Genomic DNA, 16,403 nt, shown 5'->3' on the forward strand with positions numbered 1-16,403 from the left:
TCTTAGTGGTTTTATAATTTATAACCTGTCATATAAATTCTCAATATTTATTTTAGATTCTTTTAATACTTTTACTGTGTTTTTTATATCTACTAACTCATATTTAAGAACTTCTATTTGTGCAAATCTAGGTAAATGTTTATAAAATTTAGAATGGCTTTCGAAATTAGAAGATATTAGTGCCTTCTCTATAATTTCTTCTAATTTATCTGTATCTGTTTTAAATCTATTGAATAAATCTAAAATATGTTTTTCACTAATATTTTTTTCCGCTTTTCTAACCTTAAGTTTATTATAAGAAACACTAAACTCAAGCCCAAACTCATGTTGAATTATTAATCCAAGAGTAAAATTCACCTTATGCCCTGCATATGTATATATATCAAATCCATCCTTGACCACATCTATAAGAATTTCATCTAAATCAATAGAGAGTGCGGAATGCTCTAATCTCACACTCTTCAATACCGATTTAGATTTCATATCGATGTATGGATAATCACTGCTACTATTAAGCACTTTTAGCATTTGTTTGGCTATTTCATAAGATACTACCATTCCGCTGCCAAGCCATACTGCAAGTCCACCGTCTTTAGATATTTGTACATATATTCTGTATTTATCATAGTCTATCTTATCTATTCGCCATGTATTTCCTGCCAATATAAAATTAGATGTCTTGTTTTCCTTTAGCAGTGAATAAACAAACCAAGATTGTAAAGTTCCTATCTCTTTATTTTTATATATTATTGAAAATTCAGGTATAGTTTCAAATATAGATATAAAGTTCATTAAAAAATTATAACCGTATTCTTTTTCAATTTCTTTGCCTAGTAAATATTCCCAATTGCTAAATTCTAAATACTCCTTTTCTATAAGGTATTGAATAAAGTTTAATAATTTCTCCTCATTTATATTTCTGAATGAATTTGATTTTTCTACTATCTCTTTTAGGTATGAATGCCTTAAACCAAATTTTTGTTGTATCATAGAAAATATTTGCTGAAATAATACAGTATATGCCGCTGATGGAATTAAAGCAGACTCCACCCATTTTTCTCTTGCTAATTCAACAATAGCAATAGCATTTATTAAATAAAATTCTTCATCCACACAAAACTCATAATGTGATATGGTTCCTTCCCTTCTGCCTGTTCTCCCCATTCTTTGTCTAAATGATGCCACTGTTGAAGGGCTGTTTAATTGCATAACTACATCTAGTTCACCTACATCTATACCTAATTCCATAGTAGAGGTGCAACATAAACACATTTCCCCCGGAGTATTTTTTAGTTTATCCTCTGATATTTCTCTTAAGTTCTTACTAACTGAAGAATGATGAACCTTTGCATTTATATTCAAATTCTTTAATATTCTAGACATCATTTCACTATTGGTTCTACTATTACAAAAAAATAATGCCTTTTTGCCTCTTAACTCAGGTAGGAGACAACTAACCGTATCTTCACTGAATTCATCGAAGTATCTAATTAATATTTTAGATTTTTTCCCTTTACTTTCTGGTTTAATAACAGATTTCTTTCTTTTGCTAGACCCAGAAATCCAATCTAAAATCTCATCTGGATTACCTACGGTCGCAGATAAGCCTATCCGCTGAATATCATACTTAGAGTAAGTTTGTATCCTTTCAATAATACTTAACAGTTGAGCCCCTCTATAGTTTTCTGCGAAATAATGTACCTCATCTATTACTATAAATCTTATATTTGAAAATAATTCTTCTGAAGCATAGGAATCTGACATGAGTATAACCTCTAGTGATTCCGGAGTCGTTGCTATTATATGCTTAGGTTCTATTTTAAATTTTCTCTTATCACTATAATCAACTTCTCCATGCCATTTAAATGCATCGATGTTTGCGATTTTACCAAGTCTTTTTAATCTAAATTCTTGATTATTAAGGAGTGCCCTAATAGGAGATATATAAATTACAGAAATTGGCTTTAATTTTTCTTGGTAGATTTCAGATATAATAGGCAAAAATGCTGCTTCTGTTTTTCCTCCAGCAGTTTGTGCTATTAAGATACAGTTATCTCCATTAAGAATGCATGGAATAGTCTCTTCTTGTATAGGTGTTAAACTCCCCCACTTTAGAATATCTTTGATTCCATTTTGAATTTTTTCATCTAATAAAAAATAACTAGATTCCATTATAACTCCATCTCCATAGCGACTTCCCTACCATATAATTCTATCTGCTTATTAACTTCTTCTACCTGCTCTTCACTAATATTTAAAAGTGCTTTTATTTTACTCATAGGTTCTTTTTTTGCTGCCTCTAAAATAAATACAAAATTTCGCAAAAAAGTCCTGGGCAATATACTTACTTCTCTTCCAAATGCATTGGTAAATCTTTGGACATATTCTTGGATAAACTCATCTGATATTTTATCCTCAGGGTTCCATTCATAAACAACTCCATGAATATACCTAACCTTCTTAGAAATTTCAATTAATTGACTTGTATTAAATCTTGTTAATTTAATAAGAGGTTGTTCTAGTATTCGGATATCACCTAATTTAATTGGTTCTATTCTTGTATATAAAGCGTCATGTTCTTTTATGCCCTTTTCTTCATCTTCTATTAATTCATCTGTACCGGTAAATAGAAGGTAGCAACCGGGTAGGTTATCTTTACTAACCATATCGATAAGCAATCTTAAATTTTCATAAGCCTGATACCTTATGTCTTTCCTTTCTTTTCTTACAGTCTCAACTTCATCTATTATTACAAACAAACCAGCATACCCTGATTTTTCTATTATATAAAGCAATGTTTTAAGAAATTCAAATACATTTCCCTTATCTACTATTCCTTTAACTCCTATACTCTTTTTAATATCAGAAGGTATATTTGTATCACCAGCAAACCAAGCAAGTGCTTTTTGTGCTAAATTATTATCACCGCTCAAAAGTCCTTCGCAAAATGAAACAATTGCATTAACAATTGAAACATTAGTTGTGTTCGCTTTTGCAAGTTCTAACGTTACCTTATCTTTAAGCCTTGCTATTAGTTTTTCTTCATCCTCTTCATTGTCATCTGGATTTAAATTATATTTTCTTATAATCTCAGATTTTTCTCTTTCGATCCAACTTTCAATTATTATTCTAAATGCAGAGAATTCTCTAAATTCATTTGTACGCATTCCAACCATTAATTTATTATATATAATTTCGAAATTATGTAATTGAGTATTTTTGGATATTACTATCTCTGAAACAACAAAATTGTACTTTAATGCTTCCTCTTTTAAGACTTCACATAAGAAAGACTTGCCACTTCCATATGGTCCATATATCATTTTGAATCCCGAATGTGCATTCCCATTCGGCTTGAATTTTATATAGTTCAAATCTTCTAATATTGCATCCCTTTCTTCTTCATGACCGCACATAATATATTTTGCACTTTCATATGCTGGGACACTACCATTGTGTAAGGCCCTTAAAATTTGTTGCCCTATGTTTATATCCATCTAATAACCTCCCTCTATTTCAGATAGTACTCATATGTTGACATACCGACAACTTTGAACCCTATCCAATCATATCCTTCTTTATTAAGTTTGGATATGAACTCCTGCATAAATGCCATTACTGATTGAGATACAAACTTAATACCGTCCTCTTTACATATTTCTTGTATCTCAGAATCTGTATAAGAAGATGCTTTTAAGAATAATTCCAAAACCTTTTTCTCTTTTTTATTTAAATTACTTTTATCTATATAGTCTTTTATTTGTTCTTTAACTGATATAGGAATATCTTTTACCTTATTTTGCGTAAAATCTATATCTAATCCAATATCCACTAAACTAATTTGTTCTATAACTTCAGGATTATATACCTCTATAACTTTTTCGTCTTTTTTCTCTATAACTATTACAGGTACTAACAATTCTTGAAGCGATATTCCTCCATGGTGAAATTTAATTCCCCCACTAACTGGAAATACATTTATTCCTCTTGGAAAATTAAAATAAAGATCTCCATTATAGTTTACAGAATAAGCACTTTTACTTATATAATTTCCTTCTACTCTATTTCTTGAAATAGTATATCTTCGTTTTTTCACAATATTGTCCAGATCTTTTGGAATATCGACTTTCATCCATTCTTCTAATCCAGAAGTTAATATGAAACCATGGTCAGCAACAACAACTATCTTTTCGATATCAATCTGCACTAACTTTTTTATTGCACTATTTATCTTATTGAGTAATCCAGGAAACATTTGGATACTGCAATCTTCAATGTGACCAGCCTCATCAATTTCATTCGAAAAGATTAATATTCTATCCTTATTTTCAAATTCACCCTTTAAACTATTCATTGGAATATCTATAATTTCATTTAATTTTTTAACTACTCCGTTGCCACAAGATATTTCTAGGAAAAACCTTATGCGTTCAGATTTATTATTTAATGGATAATTAAAGTTTCCATCCATTATTTTAATCGTGTCATTCTCTTCATTGATGATGAGTTTTGTATTGCCATTAGGTAATAAACTAGCCATCCCAAATTCTGTAACTGTTGGTATTGATGCAATAAGCGGTACAATTGTTTTATTCTCTATTTCATTAAGCATTGAGAACATCTCTTTACCCATTTCATATCTCATTGCATCGACTATGATTACTGCTGTTTTCTTATTGGAATTCGATACATATTTGGACCAAAAGTCTAGTTGTATATCTGTTTTAAACTCATAGTTGTGTCTGTTCTCAATAATATTAGATATCTCTTCATTTAAAGGTTTTAGATATTGATAATAATACTTCTTGTTCACAAAATTTAGAAGTCGTGAAATAAAATCATCAATCAAAGTGTAATCTTCTTGAACTTTTCTATACAATAAGTCTATCTTCCACCAATTATTAGTTTCATAAAGGGAAATTATATTATCCATGTTACTAGTTATTGTCTTAAACTCTTCTTCAAACTTATAAAGCATGTTTATTAACTGAAATATATTATTAAGGATATTCCATTTATTAAATATCCTTGATTTTGAAAAATAATATCTTCTTCTAATATCTATAAATACACTTAAATCTTTTAATTGCGTTTTTAGTGATTCTATATCTATACCTTTTTCGATATCACTGTATTGATAATTTTTTTTCTCTTCCTTTACATATTGGCCACTTAAATACTCCAATAGACTCTCTTTTATTAAATAAGAATCATGAACATCTTTAAATATCTGAATCTCTAATTTTTTATATAAAATTTCCTCTATACCATATAAATATTCAATAGCAAATAACTCGTCCAATTCCATTTCATTAAGTACATTAATCATATATTTTTCTGATACCCTTTTAGAGTATTCAATAAATTTTTCTCTATAGATATCATGATTAGCCCATGTTTCAAGAAGTTGCACACAATTCATTATTTTATTTGTATTTAGTTCAATTCCAAAAGGTCTAATATCTTTATTTCTACTTTTCTGTATTAACTCACTTTGAAATAAACTTTCTGCTATGTATTTAGCAATTTTATCTTTAGAATTAAAATCAGACACATTAATTCCATATTCCAAAGAAAGAAACTCAAAAAATTTATCTTTGATTTTTGCTTCTTCAAGTATTGAATCATACTTATCTGTTTCACAAATATATTTAAGTATTGTATACTCTTTACTAATATCAACATATCCAAAACCGTTAGTTAAGACAATATCATCTAACGTTTCTTGGCTTAAACTTCTAATAACATTTTCAGGGATTATATCCCATAGTCTTTTAAGTATATGTAAACGTTCTTCTAGTGTTGATATGTCGAATTGACCAAAATCTATCCTGTAATATCTTTCTAAAATATCTTTTACTGATGCAATATATGTATCTCCAAAAAATTCAAATTCGGTTAGAAATCCCTGTCGGTTCTCTACATTAGAATATATAAGCCATTTTTTCGATAATTCACTATCTGCCAATAGTATTTTATAGCGGAGTTCAATAAAACTACCTTCAAAGGCAATTTTATTGACTCCTTGCTCATCATATAAATTAAATTCCTGTAAGAATTCATTCTTACAATCATACCATATGACAATATTTGAGTTCTTAAATTTTTCGTTTATATCTGCTTGTATCAATTTATAAAATGGTGTTTTCATTGCTTTCCTACCTCTTTGTAGTAGTCTTCTCTTTCTTTCTTAGTTGATATAGGGCTTGCAAGTATAGGTTCTAAAGGTATTATATTATATAATACCCCTTTATCTATATCAGGCTTGTATGGCAATATCTCCATTATCTTTTTATCTAAAATATACAAGTCTTCTAACTTTGTTTCTAAATCGCTACATTTATTTTTGAAATCTTTTTCTTTACTCTTATCACCTTTAGTCCTTGCCTCAATTAACTGATTAGTATAATACTTTAGGTCCTCTTCATATCTATCTATCATCTGTTTAAGATAAATACTCTTAACTTTGTATAAGGTATCATTATCTAGTTTATGATAATATAAGAAGCAGTTAAATGTTTTTTTAGGACTGCAAATATGCCAATATATTGGTCGTTTTTTATATCTTAATACATGATCATTGAAAAATTCACCCATAAAATAACTATGGATTGAAGTCCCTAAGATTCTTTCAACTTCATCTATAACATTATCAGCATTTTCTTCACCAAATTCCAATATTATTAATCTGTATAATTTTTCAATAATGTCTTCTTCTAAATATATGGAACTATCTAATGGCAAAATCCCATCTGTATTTTCCTCAAAATTATCCCATCTATTAAAAATTACACCTACAAAATAAGAGATAACATCTTTAAGTTTCTTGTTTAATTGCACATTTGTATAAACTTTTTTACTAAGAAGATAATCATACAACCTTTTAATATCCAAGTTACATTTAAAAGCAATATCATAGATTGAGTATCCTTTAGTTAAATAATCCAATATTTTTTCGTGCAATTCTATATTTATATGTTCGTGGTTTGCTGATTCTTTTTTGAAATGACATAAATATTCTTCTTTGCACGGTAAACGCTTTAACTCAGATAATACCTTTTCTCTTAGTTTTTCAGAGACTTCATATAAATCAAATATATACTTATCAATAACAATAGAATTTATATCTAAAACTTCATTTAATAAATACTCTTCTAATATTTCATTTATTAAAACTTCAAATAGATTAACACTTTTATATTTATTTAAAAAAGGTCCTTCAAAAATAATAGATGTCTCATCGATAGATACTAATTTCTTTTGTATTTCTATACATGTTAAAGTCAAATTTTCTATTTCCTTCTTTTCGTCACTTTCAGGAATAGTGATTGGCAATTTTGATAAAGTACCTGGTGTAATGCTCAAGGTTGGATTAATTAGATTTAACATATATACTGATAAACTTGAATTCAATATTCCTAACAGTACATTAAAATTATCATAATTATAAGGAAATACATTAACACAGGTTACATTAAACAAATAGTTATCAGGTAAAATTCTAGCACTATAATTTAGACCACCTAAAAGTGATGAACTTATACCTCTTTTAAAATAAAAACTCTCATTTCTTATAACTGATCCCTTAAACTCCTTTAACTCTTTACCGTTATTTTCCCATAAAACAACTTCCGGTAGTGATTTATAGTACCTCCCAAATTCTCCTCCTTTAGCACAATGAAACCACCTATTTCCAATAGACTCTTCTTTTACTTCCCAGAAGTATCTAAAAAAGTATGCGTCTTTCCCTGATTGAAAACCAACAACTGGTTTTGCATATTCAATTAATGGCTTATATGTCTTAAATATATCCCTAATTTCACTATCCATCCAATAAACAAAACTTCTACCTTCTATTAAATCAAAATCACTTTGACTCATGTGAAATACTCTTTCATCTTTTTCTTTATTGACTGCCTCTTTTAAAACTTGCATTTTTCTACTAGATAACTTTATATCATCTAGTTTTATATATTTACCTATTTTATTTACGTTAGAAGTCCCCTTCTCTAATATAAACATTACTGTATTAACCTTTTCTCCACTAATATCCTCAAATGCCTTTGGTCCTAAATGTACTAACTCTCTAATACATGTATTATCTAAAATCAAATTTCTTACTTTTTTATATGTTGTTATAAACATAAATGTGTTTTGAGTTATCATCCCTATAAAGCCGTTCACACGTGTTAAAGAAATACATCTTTCAATAAATACGGAATATAAATCATTATTAGAATCTTTATAAACATTATCAATAAAATTTTTTAATTTATCATTCATACTTCTTTTCCCCATATAAGGTGGATTCGTTACAACTACATCATATTGTTTCATAAATATATCCACTAATTTAACTGATTTTTTTGCTTCACTAGCAAACAACTGCCTTGATATATCATTTGCTCTAATAGCCTCACTATAAATCGCATCTAAACTAATCATTAGTTCTCTTTCTTCTTTTGAAAAATTTCTTTGAGATTTATATTCTGAAAAAGTAATTTCATTTGTTTCTTCTAATAGATTTTGTTGCCCTTTAGTTTGATTTTTCTTAGTCTTCTTTACCTTACTTAATTCTCTCAAAGCAATCCTATTTTTATATTCTTCAAATAATGGAAATAACTTCTTCTCTGGTTGGATAAGGCTTCCCTTTAGTCTAACATCTTCAAATTCCTCATAAATAATTTCTATCATTTTTAATATAGGCTTATTATCTTTATGTTTTTCTTTTAACTCTTCTAGTCTCTTTCCATTTAATAGAATAGCATCAGCACATACTAAGTTAACCGAAAGTTTGCCCTTAGTGTTTGTATTGAATCCATTTTCTTTTAAGGATGATTTAACCTTTATAAATAATATTAAACTTGTCAACTGAACTGCTCTTAAATCTATATCTATTCCGTATAAATTATTTTCAAGTATTTTATAAGGTATCTCTTCTTTCGTATATAACCCTTCCTCTACATACATCTCATAAAACAAATCAAAAGCCTTTACTAAAAAATGACCACTTCCACAACAGGGATCTAATAGTTTAATATCTTCTACTTTTTTATTTTCTCTTTTACCTTGTTTTATTTCATCCCATAATGAACCTAATGAATTATCTACAATCCAATCAACTATCCAGTCTGGCGTAAATAATTGAGTTGCAGCAGGAATGTCTTCTACATAAATTTTTTGCTTTTTATTGTAAAGTCTATCAAATACATCATCTTTTTCTTTATCATTAAAATATTGGTAAATCCAACCTATAATTTCATCTTGTCTCCATGAATCCTCATCAATATTTGTACATAAAAGTTCTATTACTTTTAATAAACTTGCACTTGATGGGGTTATAAAAGAATATTCATCCTCTGTATTAAATAAGATCTTTATCTCCTCACTGATCTCATTAAACATTATATTTAATAGGTATCCTAATCCACCATCCGTTTCATACTTACAAAACTCTCTAGCAACCTCATAGAATCTTGAATTAATAAATGACTTATTACCATATTCAACTCGAGGTACTAAAATCTCATCAATAAGTCCTCTTACCTCCATAACTCTAAGTGCTGCTAGGCGATTTAGATAGGTATATGATACTTCCTTAATATATTCTATAACTGCTTTATCTCTCTTAAATCCACCTTTTTCAAGTTTTTCAATTGCCTTTTCTATATTCTTTCTATTATTCTCTTGTTCCTCAGTTAAGTTTTTCAAATCCCTTAAATTGACCCAGTCTTTGTTTATATAGATACCATAATTTATTAAAACCTGTTCTATATCTTTTTCTAATATATCCCGGCACTCTAATATAGTAGACTTAATAGCCTTTTTTTGTTCTGAATTCAATGAACCCACCCCTTATTCGATCATTATGCTGTTCCCAGCACTAATCTCTTCCATTAATTGTTTCTCAATTCTTTTTACATAACCTTTTACAGATTTTGGGTTTCTAAGAAGCACATTTTTAGGAAAACTGCTTGTACTAATATGCTTAATTACAGGTTGTGGATCTTCAACCTCACTCTCTTTTCTTTCTTCCTCAATTTGTTTATTAAGATATTCATATAACTTGTTCATGGCTTTTTCATAATAAACATCTACTGCATCAATACTTGTTTTCATATCCCTAATAAAGGTTCTACAATTAGGACATGGAACTTCAAATTTAGAAATACTATGAGAACATAGTTTATCAGTCAATACACTTAATATATATCCTTTTGCTATTTCACTTTTTAGGTTTAAGAAACTCTTATTTTTTCTCATTTCTTCAATTTTCTCATTGTAAACTTTATACAGAGTTTCATGCGTTTTTATATATTCTTTTACATATGGGTCGTAGAGTTTATAAAAATTATCTCTAACATTAGGCCATGAATCTACAAATGATTCACTCTTTAAATCATTCATTATTTGAGCAAATATTTTTTCTTTAGTTTCTATATTTTCATCATTACGGTCTAATTCAATTATCCATACATTAGTTAAGAAATACTTCATTTTCTTATATTCTTTTAAGTTTCCATTATCAATAAAATTCTTCAACTTTTTATACTTTGATAGTAAAGGTTCATATTCTGATGCTTTTTGTACAAAGTTATTTATGGTTTCACCTTGTGTCTTTGAATTCAATATGGTTTTAAAAATTTCATCTAACTTATCTATTGAATCTTTAAATGCTAAATCATTGCTAGATATTATTTCTTTCATTGCTGAGATATTATTTCTATAGTCTATCAATACATTTCTTGTATTTATATATAACTCAACAAGTGTATCTTCAGATTTCTTGTTAAACATACTCATCAAAATATCCTGACATTTTTGCCTAGTGGATGCATCAACTACTACTGCCAATTTAAAAATTGCCTTTCTAAAATTAGGTTCATTTTCAAATATATCTCTTACTCCTGATTGATTATAATCAAGAAAATCTTTGCCTTCATAATTAAGTTCTATGTTCCCATTTTTAAATAATAACGCTGTAAAAAGGCGTACTGCTTCCGAGGCCCAGCCATATGGCTCATTATCAAATACACTTAACAAATCTTTGCCTACACACTGTCCATACTTATTTTTTAGTGTTTTTATTTCATTTAAAACTTCTTTTAATACAGCAGACTCTGCATTTACATTGGTATCCTGTATAAGATTTAATCCACTTAAGTCAATAGACAATTGATTTCCCTTAAAAATACTCTGAATATCTTCTTTTGTTATCTTGACTCCTACCGCATCAAACCTATGATATACCTTTGGTATTGCTAGACTAGAAATATCTTCAAATATGGACTTTAAATCACTTTTATTTGGTATAGGGAATTCCTTTCCTTGATATATATAAGTCCCATTTATAAAAGACTTTTTAATCTTGTCTTTTATATCTTCATATAATTTTAAATTTTTTTGTTCTTCTTTTCTTAAGAAATAACTCTTATCTTCGTCTGACCCCCACTTCCTTCTATATTCATCTATTATTTTATTAAAGATTAAATATTGCTGCATGTCTTCGTCTATTGTGCTGTCATACTTTGCATACCAATAAATATTTCTGCTATCTCCAATACTTTTCAAAAGATGCTGCTGTTTTCTTAACTCATCCGAGGATTGCATCACACTATTCAAATTAAGGCATACTAAACCTCTGCTATTCCTAACCTCATCATCAATAGTTATTTGTATATCAAATGGTCTAATATTTTTGTAATTTATTCTTGTTATAGTAAATAATTCATCAATTACTTCTTTTATTTTTTTATTTACATCTCTAACACCAATTTCTTTTAGTCTTGAAATGGCTTCTTGTCTAAAACTCTGTTCCTCAGGTGATATAAACTTATAGTTTCCGTGTGCATCTCTTTCTACATAGCCATGCTTATATAAGATATCTAGACTCGATTTAACCCTTTCTAAAGTGTCAATAAAATCAGCATCTACATTGTTAATAAGTAATTTTGCAATAGTATCTACGTCCTTTTGTAATTTATCATCATTGTCTAATAAATAAAGCACTTTTAAAATCTTTACTAATAATTCTCCATTGTTTGGATCCAGTTGTTCTGCCTCTTTAATGCTTATCTGGATTTGATCGTCTATAAATTCTTTTGCTTGTTCGAAGAACATATCTAAAGTTACTAATTCACCAATATTCTTATCTTTCATATTAATATTACTGTCAATAAGAATACCTTGAGTTGCTTTAATCATGCTTCTATTAGTTCCGCCTAGTTTTTTGTTAACTTTTGAATTAGAGATAACATTATAGTAAATAGGCTGAATCAACCTTATATGGTAAGGCAGAAAAGGATAAGCATTTATAAAATCTTCTTTATTTAGTTTAGGCATATACTTTTTGAAATCTTTGAATTCTAAAATAGATGATAACTTTCCCTTATTTCTCTCATATAATCTGTCTATATCTTTTATTACTTCTGGCTTTTTCTTTAAAACTCTTTCATTTATAACCTTGTCTAAGTTTTCTGGAGTTAAATGTATTCTTACTTCAAATCTATCGATTACTTTGTTTACCTCATCCTCAGTCTTCAAATACTGCTCTGTTAATTGTTCCAACTTATTCTGTGAAGATACTGCAATCCAAAGTTTCCCTTTGCCCTTTCTAGCAAATGTACTTTCTATGGCTTGTAAATATCCTATTACCTCTGGGTTTGCTGATATATACTGCCCTATTTCATCTACGATTACAAACAATCTATTATTTAGTCCAGTTTGTTTATCTAGTTCTTCAACATACTTCAATAACTCATCTGCCAAAATTGACGCAGAAATACTCTTTCCTCTCTGAAGATCTTCAATATAATCCTTCGCTACTGATTCAGTAGGAATTTGTTCTGGTAATACCTTAACTAATGCTCTTTGAATATAGTTTTGGCCTATCCTTGTTGGCCTAATATCCTCCCATTTCCTATTACTTATTTCTTCAATGGTTTGTACAAATTCTTCATATTTTCCTTCATCTGATAATTCTTTCTCCATCTCCGCAACCCAAAGTTTTCCTGTATAAAATCCTCTTTTACTTAACCATTGTTTATAAATAGTTTGTTCTATAGGTTCAACTTTACCTTCTAGTTTTGCTGCTTCTTCTAAAATATCAAACATTACTACTGTAGTTTTATAAGACTCATTTATTTTTTCTATATATTTTTTTAAAGTATTAGTTTCGTCTCTTCTGATAAATATATCTGCAGCAGTACAATCATCAAATTGATGGTTTTCTAATAGATAACCAAAAATCTTTAAGAAATGTGATTTACCTGAACCAAACCATCCTGAAATCCAATATCCTACCTTGTTTTTATCATTAAGGTATTTGTCTAGACATTCCTTAAAATGCTCTCTTAACTGGTCTGTAATAACATACTCTTGTAGTTCCCGTTTAGCCACATTAATATCGTCTTCCTGTACTTTAATTACTGGATTTATGTATCTTTCTATAGAATCTCTAAATAGATCTTTAATCAACATGTTCTTAACCCCTTCCTATATTATTAAAGCCCTAAGGGCTGTTTCTTTATATTTGTCTAGTAAGGTTACTGAAAAACTGTCATAACTTCCTGGATAAAAGAAAACTATTGGAATATGTACCCTTCCCTCTAAATAAGAAAGTAATCTTATAAAATTAAAATATACTGCCGTTGCTCCTACCCTAGTTACCAATATTCTTCCTTTAGGACCTATTTCTTTTGCCTTAGATATAAAGTAATACCTTACTTTTTCTAATAAAAACTCACCTAATTCCTCAACCATGTCAATGTCTTCTTTTGACCTTTCTAATTCGATAACGCCATCTATGGTCTCATACTCTTCTATAAAGTCAAATATAAGTTGTTCCATATTTATTAATTCTATATGGTATGATTCTATTTCCTGTTGTAATTTGTTTATTATATATATAACATCTTTATGTTCTTCTTTTTTATATGGACAAATGACAAAAGGAACTCCCGAATGTCTCACCCAAGCAAGGTTATCATTGTTAATTAACTCTATTAATTTATTGTATTTCTCCATTAACATAGTCATCTATTATCTCCTTAATATCTTTATATTTATATATTAAAGTTCTAGATTCATCTCTACCAAAATCTAAGACTTCATTTCTATATGCCTCTTCAAGCAATATATTAATGTCATTTTCTAACAATAAAAATAAATGGAAATCCTTGCATCTATATACATCTTCAATAGTTTTAATGCTGTCTCTATTCATATATAAAACATAGTAAAAAATAATTGAAGGAATAAATGGCTTATTAAATCTAGGTCTTATCCTACTATTTATAAAACCAAATTCCTTTAATACTCCCATCATACCTGAACGAACATCATTTATGGTTCTTTCTGACCATTTAGATACATTCTCATCTTTTTTAGCAATATCTAAAATAAACTTTGTAGTATCTGCTGAACTTATCCCTAGAGAGCCATTATTATATTTTTCATATACTAAATTCACAATATATTCGTATATAATTCTTTCTTCTTTACACAAATAGTAATATAGAAGGAGATTAATAATACTATCTGAATCAATTTTTTTCAAAAAATAGATAAATGAATTCTCATTATATCCATCTAATTGATCATATAAATATCTCTTTCTTAACTCATAAAATATCGTTTCCGCTCGCCGTCTTGAAGTTTTTAATATTAAATTATTCTCAAGTACCTCTTTTCTTAAAAGTTCTAAATCTTTTAATTCAAGGTACTTTTTTAATATTAGTTTTGCATCTGGTAAAACAGTACCTACTACTTTAATGCTCGCTCTGTAATCCTTTGATATCATTATATAGCCATCCTTCTCTTATAGTATGGAATTACAACTCTTCCTATGGTACATAAATCATAGATTGATATAAATGATTTTATTGTATCATCAAAACTTTCTTTATTCCTATAAAAAGTTTCGCTTATGCTGCCTAATTCTACGGTCTTTTTATCATTAAGAGTATAAACTGGAAGTTTAGGTAGATTAAAAAACTCTCTAGCCCATGGACTTGTAAACTTTTCTTCCTTAATATTTTCAATCATATCTAGTACTTCTTGCCAACCATCAGAATTTGTAACTTCATTAATAAACGGAGTAAATATTTTGGATTCAAACTCGTATCCAAAATTAAACAACGTAATAAATCTTTTTTCAGGAATTTCTCTATTCTCTTTTTCAACAATAATTTTCCTTGCAATGTCATATCGCTGTTTATAGAAAGTATTAGGGAAGAATTTTTCTAAGTTTCTTCTGCCTACTTCACTTAATATACAAGATTCCCACCACATGTTATTATCCTCTTCTCCTAAGCGAATAATAGTTAATCTATAAAAAAGCGTATCTGCTAATATCTCTACATTAACTGCTGATTTATGTTTCTTCGCTAATTCATAAATTCTTCTTTTTATGTCTTGCATAAAAATCCCTCCAATCTGCAATGTACTAATTATGATTATACCCTTTTTAATAAAAAAATTCCAGCAATCTTTTTTTTATTGCTGGAATTTTTAAAATGACATTTTAATAATCACCAAAATTACTCTTCTTCATATAAATTCCTACGATTACAGAACATTAGATTTTTTACCTCCTTTATTCTATTTTTTTCTCCTTTTTCCTTATTAAATCTATTTTATTTATTTTTGTAGGTTTTTCATTGATTTAATTTTATATTTATTTTAGGAGCACATCGAAAATTGAGTAAAAAAAATAACCGTTTTACGTTTAAAAACAAAATGGTTATTTTAAAAAAGTCTATTTTAACCGATTTATACTGATTTAACCCTATATAACCCTGTTGTGATTTTATATCAATTTCTTTCTATTTCTTTTTATTTTATTCTTTTTATTTATTTTACTTATAGCATAGTCATCCTCTATGGCGATTTTTTTCGGCACGAATTAAATAATTTGGAAAATCAACTCCAATATGCTTCAGAAGATTAATAAATGTTAGTAATAGCCCTTAACAGTTTATGTCCATTAATAACCACTAACAATGGTTATTAACTATTGTTAGCAGTTATTAACCATTATTAACCGTTATGAAACATGTTTATATAAACTTATTAAGATTTAATAATGGTTAACAATCAGTAATAATGGTTAATAATGATTATTATTGGTTAATATCTGTTAATAATTGTGGATGCACAATACTATTACTTATCTGTTTTTTCACCTTCTAATGCTACTTTTATCAATCTAATTAATGATATAGTTGCCAGACCAAAAATTATTAAAGATTTATTTCCTAACATATTATAAAGTTGTATGGAAGCACTTACTATAAGGAAGATTGAAATAATAAACGTTATTATTAAAACCTTGAACTAATATCACCTCCTACAATCACACATGTTCTTGTTGATGTCGCTATTTTTACGATATGAACGCTTGT

At 28.1% G+C, this 16,403-nt stretch carries 8 protein-coding genes; all 8 read right to left on the reverse strand.

Annotated elements, in window-relative coordinates:
* Positions 1 to 18: 18 nt before the first annotated feature.
* The 8 genes from CDO33_RS17600 to CDO33_RS17635 are packed head-to-tail and all read right to left on the reverse strand — an operon-like array spanning position 19 to position 15,420.
* The gene (locus CDO33_RS17600; protein WP_103082715.1) at positions 19 to 2,172 is read right to left on the reverse strand and encodes a DEAD/DEAH box helicase; all 2,154 of its coding nucleotides are present in this window, start codon (positions 2,170 to 2,172) and stop codon (positions 19 to 21) included.
* Positions 2,172 to 3,497 (reverse strand): BREX system ATP-binding domain-containing protein, encoded by a 1,326-nt coding sequence (locus CDO33_RS17605; RefSeq protein WP_103082716.1) that lies wholly within the window; start codon positions 3,495 to 3,497, stop codon positions 2,172 to 2,174. Before CDO33_RS17605 ends, CDO33_RS17600 begins: the two co-directional genes overlap by 1 nt.
* 14 nt (positions 3,498 to 3,511) lie before the next feature.
* Positions 3,512 to 6,151 carry a PglZ domain-containing protein gene (locus CDO33_RS17610; RefSeq protein ID WP_103082717.1) on the reverse strand — a complete coding sequence of 880 codons (2,640 nt, stop codon included), beginning with the start codon at positions 6,149 to 6,151 and terminating at the stop codon, positions 3,512 to 3,514.
* Positions 6,148 to 9,843, reverse strand: coding sequence for a BREX-1 system adenine-specific DNA-methyltransferase PglX (gene pglX / locus CDO33_RS17615; RefSeq protein ID WP_161496589.1), 3,696 nt, complete (start codon positions 9,841 to 9,843; stop codon positions 6,148 to 6,150). The genes CDO33_RS17610 and pglX overlap by 4 nt, the downstream gene beginning before the upstream one ends.
* Before the next feature lie 12 nt (positions 9,844 to 9,855).
* Entirely contained in the window at positions 9,856 to 13,479 is a 3,624-nt protein-coding gene (gene brxC / locus CDO33_RS17620) for a BREX system P-loop protein BrxC (RefSeq protein ID WP_103082719.1), read from the reverse strand.
* A gap of 15 nt (positions 13,480 to 13,494) precedes the next feature.
* Positions 13,495 to 14,031: a BREX protein BrxB domain-containing protein gene (locus CDO33_RS17625; RefSeq protein WP_161496590.1), complete on the reverse strand. Its 537-nt coding sequence runs from the start codon at positions 14,029 to 14,031 to the stop codon at positions 13,495 to 13,497.
* Complete coding sequence (locus CDO33_RS17630; RefSeq protein WP_103082721.1) at positions 14,009 to 14,800, reverse strand: BrxA family protein; 792 nt, start codon at positions 14,798 to 14,800, stop codon at positions 14,009 to 14,011. The genes CDO33_RS17625 and CDO33_RS17630 overlap by 23 nt, the downstream gene beginning before the upstream one ends.
* Positions 14,800 to 15,420: a BrxE family protein gene (locus CDO33_RS17635; protein WP_103082722.1), complete on the reverse strand. Its 621-nt coding sequence runs from the start codon at positions 15,418 to 15,420 to the stop codon at positions 14,800 to 14,802. Before CDO33_RS17635 ends, CDO33_RS17630 begins: the two co-directional genes overlap by 1 nt.
* Positions 15,421 to 16,403 lie beyond the last annotated feature (983 nt).

It is taken from the genome of Clostridium thermosuccinogenes (assembly GCF_002896855.1).
In the GTDB taxonomy this organism is placed as follows: Bacteria; Bacillota; Clostridia; order Acetivibrionales; family DSM-5807; genus Pseudoclostridium; species Pseudoclostridium thermosuccinogenes.